This is a genomic window from Schaalia sp. lx-100 (assembly GCF_021083625.1).
Taxonomy (GTDB): Bacteria; Actinomycetota; Actinomycetes; order Actinomycetales; family Actinomycetaceae; genus Pauljensenia.
Window position 1 is genome coordinate 77,049 of record NZ_JAJNRP010000004.1, and the last position, 19,589, is coordinate 96,637.

Here is a 19,589-nt window from a genome sequence, read left to right on the forward strand (position 1 = left end):
TACATGGGGATATGAAAAGCCATGATGCGACGTGCAAAATGAAAACGAATGCTAACCATATGACGTACTAGGTTCCGCATAAGGCACAGTGCCGCGTTCCTTTGAGTGAAGAAAAAATTTCTCTCAAGAAAATATGCAGACAATACTGTGACGAGGGATTGCTCACTTCATTGTCATTATGCGGAAAATACTAAGATTCGCGCGGCACGCCTTCAGGCTTTCCATTATTCTAAAAAATCCTGTAGATCCCCTATAAACAGACGTGGAGCTTGAATGTTTGCCGTGATCGTCGCGCATATGTGTGCCGCGATTTGCGCTTTTCCGTGTATTCGTTTGTGGGGTCGCAAAGGCCTTGCCTTCCTTGCACTGGTTCCGGGGCTGTCAGTTGCTTTATCCGTGTGGTACGCGCCGACGATACTGAGCGGGACAGTGGTACGACAGAGTATCCCTTGGGTTCCTGCCTTGGGGTTAAGTTTTGACTTACGTATGGATGTCTTAGCGTGGGTAATGACATTCATTATCGGAGGCGTTGGCGCACTTGTTTTACTGTACGCATCCGCATATTTCACAGATAAATCTGTTGGTTTACGACGTTTTGGCGCAGTATTTGTCGCTTTTGCTGGCGTGATGTATGGACTTGTTTTAGCAGATCACACCATCGTGTTGTACACACTGTGGGAAGCAACTTCCCTTTTATCTTTCCTGCTGATCGGCCACTACTATGATCGTCGTTTGGCACGAATGGCTGCTCGTCAGGCTTTACTTGTGACCTCATCAGGCGCTTTAGCGATGTTTGCTGGCCTTGTTATTTTAGGGTCTGTTGATGGTGGTTCTTATATCATCAGTGAACTTGTCGCCAACGCAGCGCAAGGAACACTAGATACCTCCTCGCCCGTAGTTATTGTGGCGGTATTCCTTGTACTTGCTGGAGCTTTATCAAAATCAGCTCAGATCCCATTCCATTTCTGGTTGCCTGGCGCTATGACTGCGCCGACACCGGTTTCTGCGTATCTTCACGCAGCCGCAATGGTGAAAGCCGGTGTGTACCTGGTGGCCAGGCTCACCCCAGGTTTCGTTCATATCCCAGGTTTTTCATTGACACTGGTGATACTTGGCGTGCTCACGATGTGTGTAGGTGCTTTACGTGCCCTCCGTCAGTACGATCTGAAACTGCTCCTTGCCTACGGAACCGTGTCACAGCTTGGCCTCATGATGGCGACGATTGCTCAAGGAAGTGCCGGCGCAATGGCGGCAGGGCTGACAATGCTGGTATCACATGCTTTTTTTAAGTCCTCACTATTTCTTACCGTGGGAGCTGTGGAACAAGCCACCGGTCGGCGCGACTGGCGGCGGCTGAGCGGACTTGGCCGACGTAAACCCTTCCTCGCAGCAGCATCCGCACTGGCCCTTGCTTCAATGTCTGGTGTTCCGATTACGACCGGATACCTCGGAAAAGAAGCAATAATTTCAACGCTATGGCATGGCTCCCACTCGACGTGGCTTGGGCAATCCTCCTCGCATACAGCGGATGCTCTTTTACTTGTATGTATCGCACTCGGATCAATTCTGACCGGCGCTTATGCATGGCGCGCATGGTGGGGGGCTTTTGGGACGCGACAAGCCGTGACCCCTGAGGCTTTAGAAAAAGAACAGAGGGCACCTGCTGTGACACCTACGCAATCCAACGGGCCAGTACCTGCACAAACCACTGCACCCACCCCCGCGTCACATGTGCAAGAAAATGCTTCTGATACATCACAGACACACACTGACATACACGCCCACAAATGCACGCAGACCCCGTGGATGATGACCCTAGTTATCGTTTTCCTTTCTCTGGGTGCTTTGCTGGGATTCTTTCCGCACACGCTGGAAAATATTTTTTCGAGCTACGCCGCCGGATACCTACCAGGACACGCGCACCTCGCATGGTGGTCAGGATGGGTCCCAGCCCTTGTCACAGCAGCTATTTTGAGCATAAGTATCCTCATGGCCTACGCAGCAACTCATGTGGAAAACCTTCAATCACGCTGGGCCTTCCCAATAGCTATCGTTGACATGTATGCGTGGAGCATCCACGAACTCGAAATCATTGCAGCCCGTATTACGCGACTGCTACAGCGAGGCTCATTACCGTGGGAATTATCCACCATCGTCACCACCTTGATTGTGTGCGTCGGATCAGCAATGATTGCTCATCCTCCGCGACGACTCCTTGTGAACTGGGCTGATTCATCTGCTCAAATCATCCTTGTGCTGTGTATTTCTGCGGCTGCAATCCTCACGGTCCGTTCACGTGGCCGTATGCGTGCCGCACTCCTTCTGGGAGCAGTAGGGCTAGGAATTGCTGTCCTGTGGGCCAGTCAAGGGGCACCGGATTTAGCTGTCACACAAATTGTGGTGGAAGCTGTCGGAATCGTTGTTTTTATCCTTGTGCTTCGCAGGCTCCCAACGTATTTTTCCGATCGACCGCACAGCACACGATGGTGGCGCCTCCTTTTGGCTTTCCTTTCAGGTGCAGGAGTGGTTTTTGCCGGTCTTTATGCGTCGTCGGCACGGATACATGAAACAGTATCCACCCTCATGCCAACAGAAGCCCTTGACTTTGGTTATGGGAAAAATATTGTCAATGTGATCTTGGTGGATATACGCGCATGGGATACGGTGGGGGAGCTTTCTGTGCTCCTCGTTATCGCCACAGGCGTTGCTTCACTGATTCACGTGCGTTCACGAGGCCGTACGCCTCAAAGCATTACGGATCTGAGCCTGCCGTACAATAATCGTTTCTTACCGGCCGTTACTTTGACTACTGCCCGTGAACGGTCCACAGTTATGGAAGTTGTCACGCATATTCTTTTCCCGACCCTCCTTGTTTTGTCCATATGGTTACTTCTCATTGGACACAACAATCCAGGTGGCGGTTTCGTTGGAGGTGTAGTTGCCGGTATCGCTTTCCTCCTGCGCTATCTGGCCGCAGGGCGCTACGAGTTAGCTGCCGCTATGCCTATTAGCCCTGGTCGAATACTCGGAATGGGCCTTTTCCTGGCAGGATTAGGTGCCCTACTGCCACTTATAACAGGAAACTCTGTCCTCCAATCCACGGCAATTGACTGGGATCTTGGTGTCCTTGGGAGTATCCATTTCACCACAGCAATGCTTCTTGATATTGGCGTGTATGTCCTTGTTCTTGGTGTGGTTCTTGACCTCGTTTCAACACTAGGCAGCGAAATTGACCGTCACGCTGAAATGGAGGCCACACAATGAACGTGCCTTCAGTTGCGCTTCTCGTGCTAGCCGGAGTGCTCGTTGGAAGCGGTGTGTACCTGATACTTGAACGCTCACTTTCTCGTATTTTTATTGGGCTTGGCCTGATGACTCATGGTATCAACGTGCTTTTGTTGGCTTCTGGAGGGGCAGCAGGCCGGCCACCCCTCATCGGACAAGAGGACGTAGCATCAATGTCAGATCCGCTTCCTCAAGCCATGATGCTGACATCGATTGTTCTGTCATTAGGGACAACCGCTTTCGGTCTTGCTTTGGCATACCGTTCATGGCGACTCACGGGACATGACGAAGTCGTTGATGACGTGGAAGATCGCTTGGTCGCACGCCGACTCGAAATAGAACGCGGACGTATCAGTGAGGAAGCAGCCACAGGAAATGAAGACGCGGATGTGAACTACGATGAAGAAAAAGAAAGGGACGGCTCATGACATTGACGTGGCTTCTTCCTGTCCCTGTTCTTTTACCTTTACTTTTTGCTGGACTCACCCTCGTTTTTTACCGTAAACCACGAGTGCAACGCACCCTCGCAGTCGGTGCTTTAAGTATCACCACAGGCGTGTCAGCGATTCTGGCTGTCGCCGCCCATATTGGTCCACAAGTATTAGACGTCGGCTCGTGGGCAGCTCCTATTGGAATTACTCTGATAGTTGATCGGCTTTCAGGAACTATGCTGCTGGTCAGCCAAATCGTGACAATAGCAGTTCTTATCTATTCCACATCACAATCTATTGTTGACGATGACCCTCAATCGCCTGTCGCAATCTATTTCCCCACTTTTTTGATTTTGTCTGCCGGTGTTGCGAATGCTTTTATCACAGGAGATCTTTTCAACCTTTTTGTCGGCTTTGAAATCCTCCTGGCATCTTCATTTGTTCTCATCACACTTGGGGCAACTCGTGGCAGAGTACGCGCGGGAACCGTCTATGTTGTAGTGTCCCTGCTATCGTCAGCACTATTCCTTGGAGGAATAGCCCTCACCTACGCTGCGACAGGAACAGTAAATATCGCGCAATTAGCCTACCGACTGTCACAAATTGACCCGAACGTGGCCTTAATAATCCACCTTGTTCTTTTTGTGGCTTTCGGTATTAAAGCCGCAATTTTCCCGCTCCACGCATGGCTTCCAGACTCATATCCGACAGCACCAGGTCCAGTCACTGCAATCTTCGCCGGTTTAATGACGAAAATTGGTGTGTACGCCCTCATTCGTTTAGAAATCCTCCTATTTCCTGACGATAGCCTTTCGCCACTACTGACGTTTATCGGTATCGCCACGATGATTGTCGGCATTTTCGGCGCAGTCGCACAAGATGATGTGAAACGTTTACTGTCATTTGTGCTGGTATCGCATATCGGGTACATGCTGTGGGGCCTTGCGGTTGCTTCACCGATAGGTATTGCCGCAACGATTTACTATGCGGCACATCATATTTTGGTGCAAACGACTCTATTCCTCATCGCAGCACTCATTGAAAGACGATACGGCACGACTTCTTTGTCGCGTATGCATTCGCTGGCCCGCAGAGCACCACTACTTGCGGTGATGTTCTTTATTTCGGGTATCAATTTAGTAGGTATCCCACCTTTCACAGGTTTTATTGGGAAACTCGGGCTGGCACGTGCTTCAGCGGAACTTGGAACAACATCAGCATGGCTACTTTTAGCTGGCGGTTTAGTGACCTCCTTCCTGACCCTGTATGTCTTTATTAAATGGTGGGCGCTTGCATTCTGGCAGGCAGCGGACGAACAACGTATGTTCATGGGGCCACCGCTCCTTCGGGCAGGTGCGCGAAAATCTTTCCATAATCGTGTCGAACGCCAATTTGAACGTGCCCGTCAGATTCTTGTTCCCGCATTCCAAAAAGCAGAAACAGCAGCAGACCAATCTAGGACCCATAAAGAAACAGGGAAAAAGAAAGCAACGCGCACCATGTACGTGGTTGTTTTCGCTCTGGTGTGCATACAAATCTTCATGGCAGGCTTTTCAGGGCCACTGTGGGAATACATGGCATCAGCGGCGCGTGACCAACTCGGCGGCCGCGCATACACGCAGGCAGTTCTTGACATCGACGGGCGAGGTCAGGGTGCATCTGTCGATGAATCTTCACCTCGTGTACCAGTTCTGATAACACCGAATCCGAAAGCGCCTCCTTTGCATGAAGATTCCACGCAGTCTGGCGTAGAGCACACACAGAAAAAAACACCTCACACACTCCAATCCGGTGATAGTGGGTCACAGTCCGAAATGACATACCCTCAATCAGATATGGGTAATGGTGTTTCTGACAGTGAGCACTCACCCGTTCAATCAGGTGAGGAAAAGCCATGAAAAAGTACTATCAACGCGCCTCACTGCCAATGACATTATGGCTGCTTTTTGTGTGGCTTTTAGTATTCCGGACATTGACTCCCGTCATTGTTGTGTCAGGCATCGTCGTGGCGCTCGCTGTGCAGGTGCTATTGCCCTTACCTCATTCAGGTATTCGCTGGCGTTTTCGTCCCCTTGCATGTGTTTCACTTGGGTGGCATTTTCTGGTGGACTTGGTGGCGGCCAGCTGGCAAGTCTCGTTGATTGTTCTGAGTGGGAGGCGTGTAGAAAACGGAGTCGTACATGTTCCCATGCGATCAGGTGATCCTGTTCATTTAACCCTTGTAGGTGCCCTTACTTCATTAATCCCGGGTTCATTGGTTGTGAAAGTTGATAGTGGAGAACCGGCTTTAGATCTGCACATCCTTGATATCGCAGGGCAGGGTGGTGCTGAACATATTCGGTGCGAAGTACGCGCCCTTGAGCACCGATTGATGAAAGCTGTAGGTTCTGGGCGCGGCTCAGGAAAATCCTCACTGGGGGAAGGGGCAGTATGAGTGGGATTGATGTTATACACACCCTGTCTTTGCTCTGTGTGGGTCTTGCTTTCCTTTTAACGCTGACGCGAATGAAATCAGGGCCAACGCTTCTTGACAGGATTGTTGCCACCGACATGCTTACGGCTACGGCTCTGGCTTTTTCGGCAATACTTGCCCTGTCGTGGTCACGTAACGATATTTCTTTGCTGCTCCTCCTTTTAGCGGTGACAGGTTTTATTAGTGCGGTCATTGCGGCACGATTTGTTACACGTGAAGTAGTGGGGGAGCGTCGTATTTTGACCAGAGAAGAAGCGCGAGAACAAATGCGGCAACGCGACGAAGAAGCGCTGGCAGACGAGTTAGAAGAATACGACGATATTGATGATGATTTTGAAGCCGATGCTGAGGCTGATAATGAGGACACGATGAGTGCTGGCAGGCAAGATTTTCACGCGGCAGAGCGGGAGCCTCACGTATGAGCCTATGGATACTTTTCACTGCTGACGAGGTGGCTACGGCTTTTTCAATGAGTGGACTATTTTTCCCGCATGACGGCCAGAGTGTCTTAGGCGTAGCGGTCACTGCGGCTCCACCTGTGCTTCACGTGCAGGTGCTATCCGCACTAAATCACATCCCGTGGTCTTTGATAAGTCAATGGGCGGGCGCAATCTTTGTTTTATGCGGTGCCCTGCTCACTTTGATTGCAGCTATTGGTGTGGCGATCAGGAAAGATTCATATGAGCGTATGCATGTGGCTGCTAAACCCCAGTTTTTAGGCTTGTTGTTCCTGTGTACGGGAATAGTGGTGGAAACGTGGTCACTGTACTGGTTAGTGATGTGTACGGTGGTGATTTTTATGCAGGCGATTACTGTTCCTGTGGGGTCCCATTTGGTGGCACGTGCTTTTGATCGGACACATCGTTTACACGAAGCCGCTGATGGGAATGAAACTGCGCGCGGATAAGCGAACTCCTCATTGTCCGTATTTTGAACAATTTCCTGTAAAAAACCTCCGCATCACATGGAGCTTATGTATATGCGAGTACCCCGCATAGGGGCGCATTAGGCTGTATTTATTGGGATTGTTGTGAGGGAACAGCGGCCAGCACTGTCATGGTGTTTGCATAGACTGATGAGTATAGGTGTCTCATAGTTCAATCGGTGAATGGACTCAGTAGCGCAAAGGGTTCCGAGTGTGAAAGGGTGACACTTGTGCGTGCTTCCTTTCCGGATATGACGGACCACATATCACCACAGTGTGACCCTTTTGAGGATGATCGCCCTCACGATCACTGCGGTGTTTTCGGCGTATGGGCGCCAAATGAAGATGTTTCTCGTTTGGCTTACTTTGCGTTATACGCACTGCAACACCGAGGGCAACAATCAGCAGGTATTGCAACCAGCGATTCGCAATCGATCCTTGTGTACAAAGATCAAGGGCTTGTGCATCAAGTTTTTTCTGAGGAAACCCTCCAAGGACTGAAAGGCCATATTGCTCTTGGTCATGTTCGTTACGCAACAACAGGGGCCGATACATGGCGTAATGCGCAACCTACTTTAGGTCCCACTCCCACAGGTACTCTTGCACTGTGCCATAACGGAAACCTCACAAATACGAGGCAGCTGCGTGACCTTGCATATTCTGTTACGGAGGACGGGGAAGACATTGAACGAGGAGCCACCACAGATACGTCTGTGGTGACTGCTCTTTTAGGGGTGGCTGATCGCCTTCCGTGGGCTGCTTCTGCTGCTGACAGTACAGCCTGCGCGACTGAGGGTCCTTTCCCTCATGTGAGCACAAAAGCTCACACTATGTGTGATTCTTCTGTGACTGATTCTCAGATGCTCTGCTGCGCTGAAACGGATGGTTGCTCTCAGGGTGAACCTCAGCTTGTTCCTGCTGCTTTGAAAGTGCTGCCCCTCCTGAAAGGCGCTTTCTCACTGGTATTTATGGACGAAAATACCTTGTATGCGGCGCGCGATCCGCATGGGTACCGGCCCCTTGTTTTAGGGCGTTTAAGTATGGGCTGGGTGCTGGCCTCTGAAACGGCTGCTTTGGATTTATGCGGTGCCACTTTTGTGCGAGAAATTGAGCCGGGGGAATTAATTTTCATTAATGATTCGGGTGTGCATTCACGTCGTTTTGCCGCTTCTCAGCCGCGTACATGCGTATTCGAGTACGTGTATTTAGCTCGGCCTGATACGTTGATTGGGGATCGGCAAATTGTTGCGGCGCGTCGCCGTATGGGGGCTTTGCTTGCGCAAGAAAACCCAGTGGAAGCGGATTTGGTGATTCCTACCCCTGAATCAGGGACTCCCGCTGCAATTGGTTACGCGCAAGAAGCCGGTATTCCTTTCGCTCAAGGTTTGGTGAAAAATGCGTACGTGGGACGTACTTTCATTCAGCCGACACAGTCTTTGCGGCAATTGGGTATCCGTTTGAAATTGAATCCTTTACGTGAAGTAATTGAAGGTAAACGTCTGGTCGTTATTGATGATTCTATTGTGCGTGGGAATACTCAGCGTGCTTTGGTGAGTATGCTTCGTGAGGCGGGGGCTGCTGAAGTGCATGTGCGTATTTCGTCTCCACCGGTGAAATGGCCGTGTTTTTTCGGGATTGACTTCCCGACACGTGCAGAGCTCATTGCGTCTTCGTTGGATGTTGAAGGCGTGCGGCGTTCTATTGGTGCGGATTCTTTGGCGTATTTGTCAATGGAAGGAATGGTTGAGGCGACCGCTCAGGGGACATCATTGTGCTTGGGTTGCTTTACGGGTGATTATCCTGAAGAAGTCCCTGAGGGAACACCTATTCCAGGAACACCAGGTGCGCACACGTAACTGGGGTGGAGAGCCAGCGGCTAGTATGTTGCGTCATGGCTGTATGTGCGCAATATGCGCAGCGAATAATCGAATATTTGTGTCCACAATAAATACTGTCCACAATAAACACACGGTGTCGGCATCAATGCCACTTAACGTATAACGGGAGAACTTATGACTGATTCTGCTCCTCTTGACTACGCTTGCGCAGGTGTTGATACCGCTGCCGGTGATCGTGCGGTTGATCTCATGAAAGCAGCGGTGGCTCGTACTCATGATGCAACGGTTGTGGGCGCCACGGGCGGGTTTGCTGGCATGGTGGACGCTTCTGCGTTTTTAGGGATGTCGAAACCACTTTTAGCGACTTCAACCGATGGAGTGGGTACGAAGATTGCGTTGGCTCGTGCTTTAGATATTCACGATACTATTGGCCAAGACCTCGTTGGCATGGTTGTTGATGACATTACGGTGGTGGGCGCGCGTCCCGTATTGATGACGGACTATATTGCCTGCGGCAAAGTTATTCCTGAACGAATTGCAGATATTGTGCGAGGTATTGCTCAGGCTTGCGAGGTTGTGAAATGTCCTTTGGTTGGTGGGGAAACTGCTGAGCATCCGGGCGTGATGGCTGAGGATGATTACGATATTGCGGGTGCGGCCACAGGTGTTGTGGATGCGGAAAACATTTTAGGCGCACATAGGGTGCGTCCTGGTGATGTGCTGCTGGGGATGGCTTCGTCTGGCTTACATTCCAATGGCTATTCTTTGGTTCGCGCCGTGCTGCAGCGTGTGGGTATGTCTTTGGAGTCGGATGTGCCTGATTTTGGTCGTACTTTAGGTGAGGAACTGCTTGAGCCGACACGTTTGTATGCTGTTCCCTGCTTGGAAGCGATAGAGGCTGTTGGAGTGAGTGAAAGTGGCCTTCATGCTCTTTCGCATGTGACAGGTGGGGGCCTTGCAGCGAATGTGTCGCGTGTTTTACCAGCAGGGATGATTGGTGAGGTAAATCGTCATACTTGGCTGGTTCCTCCTGTTTTTGATTGGGTGCGGCGCGGTGGCGCGGTGACATGGGATGCTTTGGAGGATTCGTTGAATCTGGGTGTCGGTATGGTTGCTGTTGTGTCGCCTGTGGCCGTTGATGATGTGGCGCGGATATGTGCGGCGCATGGTATTCACACGTGGGTTTTGGGTTCCGTTTATGCTGAGTCGGGGTATGAAGGGTTGAGTTCTGCGCGTGTGGTGCGCGGAGCGAAAGGTGTGACGGCGGGCGCGGTCGCTATGCGTGGTCAGTACCGTGTGGGCTGATTTTCCCTATCGTATGTGAGGGATATTTTCGTAATTTTTGCTCGAATCGCTGCTGCGCAATACTGGCGTGTACATGTAGCGTGCTGAGGCGTATGAAGTGAAGTGTGGGTCGATTGTCCCAGCTTGCCTGTGTGCGTATTTTTCGGGCTTCTTGGTGGAAGATCTGTGTAAAAAAGTGCTTGCATTCAATAGTCTAAGCGTATAGATTCATACTGTTATGCCCCTTCATAGGAAGTGTTTCAACGATGAACAACACTGATAATTCCGCTCGCCCTCAGGAAGCGGACCTCCATTTTGAAACCCATGAGGGCCGGAAAAACTTCTGGTCCACGATTATCTCAATTTGGCTCGGCACAACAATGGAATATGTGGACTTTGCCCTCTACGGCTTGGCCGCTGGCCTGGTCTTTGGTGACGTATTCTTCCCCGAGCAAACACCCATCCTTGCCTTACTATCCTCCTTTGCTACATGGGCCGTAGGATTCATCGCTCGACCTATTGGCGCCATCATCTTAGGTAAAGTTGGTGACGTTTACGGCCGTAAATTTGTCCTCATCATCACCGTTTCATTGATGGGATTAGCCACCACAGGCATCGGACTCATCCCCAGCTACTCAGCGATTGGATTTTGGGCACCACTGCTCCTCGTATTCTTACGTATTTGTCAAGGATTTGGTGCAGGTGCTGAACTATCCGGCGGAGCTGTCATGCTGGCTGAATGCGCGCCAACAAAACATCGTGGTCTCGTGGCCTCCCTTATAGGCGTGGGATCAAACTCAGGGACTTTACTGGCCTCAACCGTGTGGCTCCTTGTCCTCCTCATGCCAAAAGATGACGTGATCGCATGGGGATGGCGAATTCCGTTCCTTTGCTCAATCCTTGTCGCAGTTCTGGCCCTCATCCTGCGCCGCACAATGAAAGAAAGCCCGGTATTCCAAGCCTTCCAGCGTGCAAAAGCTGAAAAAATTGCTCAAGCGACAAAAGCTGCTTCCCACATGCCCGAGGATAACTCATCCGCATCAACCCCGCGGTCAGGGTGGAAAGCCTTCTTCATCATGCTTGGCCTGCGCATTGGCGAAAACGGTCCCTCATATATGGCCCAAGGCTTCCTTATCGGGTACGTAGCAAAAGCCCTTAATATGGAAAAATCTGTACCGACAACGGCCGTTCTTATTGCGTCGATCCTCGGATTCGCTGTCATCCCACTGTCAGGTTGGCTCTCTGACCGTTTTGGACGCCGCCCACTTTACAGGGCATACTGCCTGCTCCTTGTGCTTTACGGTTTCCCTGCTTTCATGCTCCTCGAATCACGTGATCCAATTGTGGTGGCATCAGTCATCATTGTGGGCATGTGTTTAGCCTCGCTCGGTATTTTCGGTGTTCAAGCGGCCTACGGTGTTGAACTCTTTGGTGTGCAGCACCGCTACTCAAAAATGGCTGTAGCTAAAGAAGTTGGCTCTATACTTTCTGGTGGAACAGCACCGATGGTGGCATCTGCTCTGCTAGCAGCAACAGGCTCATGGATCCCACTCGCTGTCTACTTTGTTGTAACCGCAGGAATTGGTCTTATCACCACGTTCTTCGCTCCGGAGACTCGTGGACGTGATCTTTCTGCGCTTCAAGACGCTATCTGAACAACACGGTAGGCACTCTGTGAATAGCTGACACCTTGAAGTGCGCAATCGAAAGGAGGAAAACATGGCTCACCGTCGTCCTACGCAATCGGAAGTTGCGCGACTAGCTGGCACATCGACAGCCGTGGTGAGCTATGTACTCAACAACGGGCCACGGCCAGTTTCTGAAGAAACACGTAACCGAGTCCTCGCTGCGATTGCGCACACAGGTTATCGACCCAATAACCTTGCGCGCGCTCTTGTCTCAGGCAAGAGCGCTGCGCTCGGTTTGATTGTGCCAGACCTTGCTAACCCTTTTCTTGCTCAGCTCGCTCAATGCTTTGAACGAGAATTTTTTGAACGCGGATACTGCCTGCTTGTCGGTGATTCGCAAGATGATCTTGAACATGAGATCGCTGTTGTTGAAACCATGCTGCGTCAGCAAGTCGATGGACTCGTCTGGTATTCAGTGGACCAGCCCCCACCTCTCGACGTGATCGCCACCTCGAATGTGCCGGCAGTCATTCTTAACGCCACAGAAAGCCAGCGGATACAGCAAAAAAATGCTGAAGCAGGGCGCCTCATCTGTGTTGCGACCGATGAACGCGCCCACGCGCAGATGGCAACCGAACACCTCATTTCTCATGGGTGTACACGTATCGCACACTTAGGTGGCCCACACACTCGCCTCAATTCACGTGAACGCTCACGCGGATGGCGTGATGCCCTCAGGCAAGCTGGACTCGAACCAGCAGGACATTGCACTGCGCCTTTTAGCCGTGAAGGTGGTTTTGCTGCGGCTTCCACCTTGAGTGAATTTAAGCCAGATGGCGTAGTTGTCGGCAATGAAATGCAAGCAATCGGCTTACTCGCCGCACTAGCAGGCACCGGAATATCCATTCCTGATGATATTGCGATTATCGCCCTCAATGGTACCGATGGGGCAGAATTTACTGTGCCCTCCCTCAGCGCAATCCACCTTTCAGCGCAGGACTTAGCTCATGATGTTGTTGAAGCGCTTCTTGGAGGAAACAACACAGAGAACACCGGGCAAAAAAACAACGAAAATGAGGAATCACGTACCGTTGCACCTGTTGTAGCTCATGCTCATCTGATTGGCCGCGCAAGCTGTGGATGTAACGAAAAATATGAGGACACTAATGAATATCGTGATTGACTGCGATCCAGGCAACGGAATCCCCGGCGCAAATGTGGATGATGCCCTCGCCCTTGCTTTTGCTTTACGTTCTCAGGCTTTCCACCTGAAAGCGATTTGGACAGTTTTCGGTAATACCTCAGCAGCCGAAGGCTCACGTGCAGCGCAGCAGCTCCTGAATGATCTTGATGCCCCACATACCCGTATCATCACAGGATCCCCTCAGCCACTGAGCCCTGGCGGGGCCGCGTGGCGTGAAAAACTTGACGCACCCAGCATGGCTTACGAGGTCTACTCCCTCTGGGGCGCGACACTGGCCCCTCATCGTGACGGATGGGGAGAACAACACCTGTCCTCCTTACCTGATACGAAAAATACGTCCACAGGTAATGCTGTTGCCCAGCTAGCCGATAACCTCATGACGTTTCCTGCGGGAGTAACTCTTGCATGTTTAGGGCCACTCACAAATATTGCCCGCCTCATCACGGAATATCCACATGTGTGTGACGGCATCGAACGTATAGCGCTTATGGGTGGATGTTTAGGGATGGGACAGCTTGTTGATACTAATTTTGCTGTCGATCCGATTTCTGCGCGTATGGTGTTGGAATCGGGTGTGCCGCTGACAATTGTGCCACTGGATGTTACACGCACCACCGAATTATCGTTGCGCCGCTGGGAGCAAATTTGCACTGAAGTTACAAAAGATCGCGCCCGCGACTGTGAACTAATCTCACGGTGGCTTAAACCATGGCTTTCATACTCACAAGCTACACGGCCGGTGGACGGTATGTGGATTCATGATCTTGTCGTGTTGGCACAGCTTGCTGATCCGAGCCTTGTCCAACGTGAACACGCATATGTGGCAGTGCGCGAGGATGGGAAACTTGTGCGTAATGATTCCGCTACAGAGGTTGACCTGATTACTGCGGTAGACAACGAACGCCTCATCGACCTATGGGTAAGTACTGTACTCGGTTGAACACATAGGCTACCGTCCCAAAAGGACCGTGGTAATTAGCGCATGACATGACGCGCTACCTAGACGCAACACCGATCGAGTGGACACGTACCATCCGCATAAGTACTGGCCGGAGCGCACAACAATATGCCCCGCGACCAAAGATCTACGGGCGCATATCAAAATTACATGTACCGCAGCCAGATATTGCGCAAAGATACAGTCAGAGGAACCTAAGGCTGAGTCCAGAAGCGTTCGTCGTAAACGTCTACTTCATCCTCATCATCCACAGGAGCATAAGGATCAACGTACTCGTCATCCTCATCCTGTGCGTACTGCGCGTACGGATCCTCTTTCGTGGAAGCTCCATGAGAAGACAATTCCCTTTGGAGAGCTTCGAGGTCGGTATCAGGACTGAAATACTTCAGTTTGCGTGCAACTTTTGTCTGCTTTGCCTTTTGACGGCCGCGCCCCATGGGGTCGACCCCCTCCATGTCGTGCGGGTCCGCTACAGCGGTTCCCTGAATTATCAAAATCTGTCGTAGCACCTATCATAGCGGTCTGTTACTCAAAGACACATTCGTAGGTGTTGAGCTGTGGAACAGTGCTCATAAGCACATCCCACATACACGGTTAGCGCCGGTGGGAAATACGTAAACCAATAAGGGCAACCACAACGACGGTCCCCGCAATGGCAATACCTACTTTTTTCAAGGCTTCTTCATCCCCAGCGCGGGCCGCATCCACCGTTTCACACACAGACTCACGAACGCAATCGCAGCGCTCACGGATCTTTTCTTGGAAGCTTTGAGCCTTCTCAGAAACTTTTTGTGTGAGCTGTTCCACTTGATATGCTGGACTGAGTTGCGCAGCTAAAGCGTCGATTGTGCGACCCATCTGGGCCCGTGTAGCAGCTAAATCTGCTTCAATCTGTTCAACTGAACGAGCACTGCTTTGAATACTCACTTACCCATTCCTTTCTTCAAAACATCAATATCAGCGGCAATATTTCCTTGAATATCCTGCGACGCCTGAGTGCTAGAAGCATGCCCTTTCTTAAATAAGGCCACGGCCACCCACAACAAAATCACAACAAGCAGAAGGAGCACACCGCATACAACCAACGAAGCCGCCCATGCGGGAAGTACCAAGGCGAAAGCCAATTCAATACTGTGAAGCAGCCATCCCAGTAAATAAAGAGCACAAACTGCTGCAACAACGAGCAGGCCAACAGCAACAGCGAAACTACGGATGCTGCCAAAGATTTTCATTTTTGCGAGGCGTATCTCGTCCTCAATAAGAGTCCGAAAATGAGTAATCAATGAGGTAAAAAGAGTCCCCACACTTTCAGGCTGCTCAGGTGCGTCACTTGTTAAAGCAGGCGATGGCTGCTGTGCCTCATCAAAAACGCCGGTAGACATGATTTACGCTCGTTTCGTATAAGGAAGATGGATACTTTTAGTTTCTCATGCCCAGCCACAAAGAGCCAGATGATGAGTAAAAAACGGAACAAAACCACGGTAACCTTACGGTTCAAGGGCCTCATCATGAAAAATAGGACCAGGAAGCTCCTGCAAAATCTTTTGAGCACGCTCGACAACATCCTGCGAACTTGCAGATGAAATCGCTGAATCCGACGAAGCTACGTGAAGCACATGATGATCGGCGCGCTTTTTTTGGGGCGCAGGTACTTCAGATTTTGGCTCCACAAGGGGGAGAACCGCTACTTCAGATGAACTTTGATTATCAACCTCAGAAATATTCTGACTTTGAGATGGCTGCAAGAAAGAAGGCTCTGCTTCACGGAAATCAAATTCAGGAAGTTCGCTTCCTAGCACACCGACAGAAGAATCCGCATCTTCTTCTTGAGGGACCGTCACGTCGTAGGCCATATCAGCCGGAGCCAGCAACGAGTCGGCCTGAGCCACCGAGGAAACAGGGAACCATGAGGGGGACGCTTCCTTAACGCTTTCGTGCTCGCTGTCATAGGAAGCCTGAGGCACAGGACCAAGTAAACCCGCCGTATCCGTATCAGCCGCATACGCCTGCGATAAAGCACCCATATCAGGGTAGGCCATATCGCATGCGACACTGCCGTTGGCAATCAGCACAGCACGGTCAGCTAAAGCTGCCCAACGCAGATCAGCCGTTGAAAATACGAGCGCACAACCACTGTGCGCGACCTTGCGAAGAAAATCATAGATAGCTTCAGAAATACCGTGAACAAGTCCTCGCGTAGGATCTTCCAATAAAAGTATCTGTGCCCCGCATAGGAGTGCCTGAGCAACTGCGATACGGAGCGAACCATCGGGGCCAAGCTGCGTGGGCATCGCCAGTTCATGACCAGCTAATTGGCACAATGACATGATGCGATCCAGTTCCGCACGGTCAATACTTATTCCGCATTGCGCTAAAGGAAACATAACATTTTCACGCACAGTCAACGTGGAATCATAGCTCACGTGACCGGTAATAAGAGCCACCCCAGCACTGCCCCCATAAAGGGCACGTGAACGGCGAGAATACCTCACTGCACGATCATCAATATCAGATAGCCCTGCAAGCGCCATAAAAAGGGCGCGTGAACGGCTACTATTACGGTCCACAAGGGCAGTCAGGCAGCCACCGCGTATTGACAAGTTGAGATGGTCAATGAGTGGAGCATCTGCATGGACAGAAGCAATGGTGAGTTCTCGTGTCCATAGCAGCGCTCGCTGACCTGGTCCGGGTGCATAAAAGTTTCGAGCAGAGCGCCACCATGGTTTTGGTTGAGGATACGTAAGTACCTGCTGTGCATTACGCATAGTGTCATTCCTTCACATCAGTGACGCATGTGCAGTGTCATCAAAACGGGATGATACTGCACATCACAAAGTACGGTGCGTTCTTTTTGTCTAAAAGTATGCATTCAGGCGCGAGGGGTCCCGCAGTTTCCGCAGAATTTCTGTTCTGGCGTGCTGAAAGCAGTGCCGCAGTTTGTGCAAAAAGCCGCAGTTCCCGCAGATGCAGGAGGCTGTGAAGGTGTAGCCGTGGGGGGCTGTGCAGGCATCTGAGAGGCGGAAGCAGTCTGGCCTGCTTCCCAGTACGCATGATTTGCTTGGGAAGCGGCTTGCGTGAATTGTCCACCAGCATTCATGCCCATACCCATACCCATAAAGGCAAGGCCCGCCCCAGCCTCATTGGAACCAGCAGCTTCCATCCCTCGCGCCACAGCGCCTTGAACGTATCCTTCACGTACAAGAGGATCAGAAAGCATAGCGCCCTCATTACGCATATCAAGGAGCTTACGTGATTGCTCATCGTAAGAAATCGAGGCAATACCCACAGAGAGCACTTCCATGCCACGCATACGCAACCAATCCTCATCAAGAGTGTCACGCATGTAATGCGACAGTTCACGTATCCGAGAAGGAACCTGTGAAATACGTATCCCGTCGGCGCTCATCTGATTAATGGATGATTGCAAGGCTTCAAGGAATTCTGACAGGTACTGCTCTTTAATCTGGTCAATATGGATGTGGGTGGCGTCGCGTGGAATCACTTCTTGGTAAAACAAAATGGGATCAGTGATTTTAATGGAGAAAGTCCCGTGGCAACGCAAGAAAAGCTCTGCGTTATAGAAAGAATCAAAATAATTCAATGAATTAGGGGTGCCGAAACGAATCCCTTTAATTTCCTGCAAGTTAATGTAAAAAGCTTGTTGCCTTAGCGCAGAGCCACCACCATAGGTGAAACGCTTCCATGTGTCCTTCACAGATTCAGTGAGGCTTCCTGCAAAAAATGAAGGCGTACCCTGCGTCACCGTGAAAATACCAGGTTCCGCCGTAAAGTCAGTGATACGGCCACTATCGACAAGCAGCATAGCTTGCCTGTCATACACGTGAATTGCTGACCCCTCAGAAATAATATCCGTGGAACCACGCTGCTTAGTCGCACGAGGATCATCAGGACGCAGCCTGTCACCTTTACAAAATACGACACCTTCACCCATATTTTGCGGCTCAATAGCATCAAGCCACTGGTCAGCAAGAGCGCCCCCAATAGCACCTGTTGCTGCTTTAATAAGGCCCATGATGCCCTCCTATGAGTCAAAATTCGTGTACGCGGCACCTTGATAGTGCAGCCGTTTTCTTGTCTCATCCTGTCATAGATTTTCCTTGCTGTACGTCAAAAACTCGTGCGTGGTAACAATTACACGCGCTATACGTATTTTTAACGGGATACCTGCATTGTGGTCCTGTAGCGCAAAAAGAACATATACTCATTCCTATACTCATGCCGTACAGGTGGCCTGAGGGTTATATATGACGGCGAAAAATGAAATGTCTGTGATCGGATTTGTATGAGCGAAATTCAATACAAATGTCCCGCGTGTGCAGCGCCCATTGAGTTTAATGCCTCCACAGGAATGATGTCCTGCGCATGGTGCGATTCGCATTTCACAGTTGAATATGTGGAAAACTTTCACCGCCGTGACGATGCGTTGCCCCGCGATCATGAAAAAATAACAGCCGCGAGTACAGCATCCACCCATTCAAGGCAAGAACACGCTGATCCTCGCATACAAGAATCCGCTGACCATGTTCTGGATGATGCGACAGACCTCAATAGGCGCGATGCTTCAAAAGATGCAGCTACAGGTGGAAGTCCGTCCTTTGAAACTGAGATGGGAACAGGCCCTGCTGACGTTACAGACACGAAAACAGAACATGTTCACCTGAACTCACTGGAAGGGATGCGCACATACATATGTGACTCATGCGGCGCTGAAATCATTGCTGACCCCACGACTGTATCCACTCGCTGCGGTTTTTGTAATAACACTTTCATAGCGACAGAACGTTTGAGCGAAACTCGCGTACCGGATTTTATTATCCCCTTTGCGCTAGATAAAAAAGCCATGCAGGACGCATTCGTGCGAGCAACCGAAGGGAAATACCTTTTACCTCCCACATTTCGTCGCTCACATATTCTGCAAGAAGCAACAGGCGCATATGTGCCCTACTGGTTCCACGACGGTAGTGTGAGTGGAACACTGCATCTACGTGCTCAAGATGTTACGACATGGACTGAAGGTGACTATCAGTGTACTCAGACCTTCATATTTGACGTATTACGTGAAGGAAGCGCAGACTTTCGCGCCATACCGGTCTGTGCGACCAGTAAACTTGAAAGCGAACGTTCAGAAGGCGTGGAACCATACGATATGGCAGATTCGCGGGAATTTTCGACCGCCTACCTTTCAGGCTACGCAGCCTCCACATACGACATCGAAGCGATAGCAACACAAAAGCGGGCCAATGAACGCGTGACACGCACTTTTGAGGACCTTGTTCGTGAAAGCGTGCACGGACACCAATTAGTCCAAGTCGTTGAAGCGCATACACATGTGGAGCACGCGAATACATGGTTCGCTTTGTTACCGATCTGGCTGATTGTCGTGGCTTATGGGGGTGTCAATTATCCTTTCGCCATTAACGGGGTGACAGGTGAGGTTGTTGGAGAATTTCCTATCAGTACACGTCGCTTGTGGGCATTACGCGCCCTATGGTGCCTCCCCCTCATGCTTTTAGCCGGTGTTATGGCGTGGATTTTTATTTAG

General features: G+C 50.8%; 17 protein-coding genes. 12 read left to right on the forward strand and 5 right to left on the reverse strand.

The genetic code is table 11. From position 1 onward, the window contains the following. Nucleotides 1-273 precede the first annotated feature (273 nt). The 11 genes from LRP54_RS04395 to LRP54_RS04445 all read left to right on the forward strand — a co-directional run bounded on the left by LRP54_RS04395 (nt 274) and on the right by LRP54_RS04445 (nt 14,008). Nucleotides 274-3,264: a Na+/H+ antiporter subunit A gene (locus LRP54_RS04395; RefSeq protein ID WP_231235143.1), complete on the forward strand. Its 2,991-nt coding sequence runs from the start codon at nt 274-276 to the stop codon at nt 3,262-3,264. After that, complete coding sequence (locus tag LRP54_RS04400; protein ID WP_231203935.1) at nt 3,261-3,713, forward strand: Na(+)/H(+) antiporter subunit C; 453 nt, start codon at nt 3,261-3,263, stop codon at nt 3,711-3,713. Before LRP54_RS04395 ends, LRP54_RS04400 begins: the two co-directional genes overlap by 4 nt. After that, on the forward strand, nt 3,710-5,614 hold the full coding sequence (locus LRP54_RS04405) for a Na+/H+ antiporter subunit D (protein ID WP_231235144.1): 1,905 nt from the start codon (nt 3,710-3,712) through the stop codon (nt 5,612-5,614). The genes LRP54_RS04400 and LRP54_RS04405 overlap by 4 nt, the downstream gene beginning before the upstream one ends. Then, on the forward strand, nt 5,611-6,150 hold the full coding sequence (locus LRP54_RS04410) for a Na+/H+ antiporter subunit E (protein ID WP_231235145.1): 540 nt from the start codon (nt 5,611-5,613) through the stop codon (nt 6,148-6,150). The genes LRP54_RS04405 and LRP54_RS04410 overlap by 4 nt, the downstream gene beginning before the upstream one ends. Further along, nucleotides 6,147-6,611 (forward strand): monovalent cation/H+ antiporter complex subunit F, encoded by a 465-nt coding sequence (locus LRP54_RS04415; RefSeq protein ID WP_231235146.1) that lies wholly within the window; start codon nt 6,147-6,149, stop codon nt 6,609-6,611. Before LRP54_RS04410 ends, LRP54_RS04415 begins: the two co-directional genes overlap by 4 nt. Then, nucleotides 6,608-7,096 (forward strand): cation:proton antiporter, encoded by a 489-nt coding sequence (locus LRP54_RS04420; protein ID WP_231235147.1) that lies wholly within the window; start codon nt 6,608-6,610, stop codon nt 7,094-7,096. Before LRP54_RS04415 ends, LRP54_RS04420 begins: the two co-directional genes overlap by 4 nt. Before the next feature lie 269 nt (nt 7,097-7,365). Next, nucleotides 7,366-8,970: an amidophosphoribosyltransferase gene (gene purF, locus LRP54_RS04425; protein ID WP_231235232.1), complete on the forward strand. Its 1,605-nt coding sequence runs from the start codon at nt 7,366-7,368 to the stop codon at nt 8,968-8,970. Between the two features lie 156 nt (nt 8,971-9,126). Next, entirely contained in the window at nt 9,127-10,257 is a 1,131-nt protein-coding gene (purM, locus tag LRP54_RS04430; protein ID WP_231235148.1) for a phosphoribosylformylglycinamidine cyclo-ligase, read from the forward strand. A gap of 245 nt (nt 10,258-10,502) precedes the next feature. After that, complete coding sequence (locus LRP54_RS04435) at nt 10,503-11,891, forward strand: MFS transporter (protein WP_231235149.1); 1,389 nt, start codon at nt 10,503-10,505, stop codon at nt 11,889-11,891. A 64-nt stretch (nt 11,892-11,955) separates the two neighbouring features. Next, on the forward strand, nt 11,956-13,047 hold the full coding sequence (locus LRP54_RS04440; protein WP_231235150.1) for a LacI family DNA-binding transcriptional regulator: 1,092 nt from the start codon (nt 11,956-11,958) through the stop codon (nt 13,045-13,047). Further along, nucleotides 13,031-14,008 carry a nucleoside hydrolase gene (locus LRP54_RS04445; RefSeq protein WP_231235151.1) on the forward strand — a complete coding sequence of 326 codons (978 nt, stop codon included), beginning with the start codon at nt 13,031-13,033 and terminating at the stop codon, nt 14,006-14,008. The genes LRP54_RS04440 and LRP54_RS04445 overlap by 17 nt, the downstream gene beginning before the upstream one ends. Nucleotides 14,009-14,220: 212 nt before the next feature. On the opposite strand, the gene LRP54_RS04450 is transcribed toward LRP54_RS04445, so the two are convergent. The 5 genes from LRP54_RS04450 to LRP54_RS04470 form a co-directional block, all read right to left on the reverse strand. Beyond that, nucleotides 14,221-14,463, reverse strand: a complete 243-nt coding sequence (locus tag LRP54_RS04450; protein ID WP_231204564.1) for a DUF3073 domain-containing protein — start codon at nt 14,461-14,463, stop codon at nt 14,221-14,223. Nucleotides 14,464-14,620: 157 nt separating this feature from the next. Beyond that, nucleotides 14,621-14,953 carry a DUF3618 domain-containing protein gene (locus LRP54_RS04455; RefSeq protein WP_231203954.1) on the reverse strand — a complete coding sequence of 111 codons (333 nt, stop codon included), beginning with the start codon at nt 14,951-14,953 and terminating at the stop codon, nt 14,621-14,623. Continuing rightward, nucleotides 14,950-15,408, reverse strand: a complete 459-nt coding sequence (locus LRP54_RS04460; RefSeq protein ID WP_231235152.1) for a phage holin family protein — start codon at nt 15,406-15,408, stop codon at nt 14,950-14,952. Before LRP54_RS04460 ends, LRP54_RS04455 begins: the two co-directional genes overlap by 4 nt. Nucleotides 15,409-15,513: 105 nt before the next feature. Continuing rightward, on the reverse strand, nt 15,514-16,791 hold the full coding sequence (locus LRP54_RS04465) for a hypothetical protein (RefSeq protein ID WP_231235153.1): 1,278 nt from the start codon (nt 16,789-16,791) through the stop codon (nt 15,514-15,516). A gap of 104 nt (nt 16,792-16,895) precedes the next feature. Further along, nucleotides 16,896-18,059 carry an SPFH domain-containing protein gene (locus LRP54_RS04470; protein ID WP_231235154.1) on the reverse strand — a complete coding sequence of 388 codons (1,164 nt, stop codon included), beginning with the start codon at nt 18,057-18,059 and terminating at the stop codon, nt 16,896-16,898. Nucleotides 18,060-18,440: 381 nt separating this feature from the next. On the opposite strand from LRP54_RS04470, the gene LRP54_RS04475 reads away from it, so the two are divergent. Then, nucleotides 18,441-19,589, forward strand: coding sequence for a hypothetical protein (locus LRP54_RS04475; protein ID WP_231235155.1), 1,149 nt, complete (start codon nt 18,441-18,443; stop codon nt 19,587-19,589).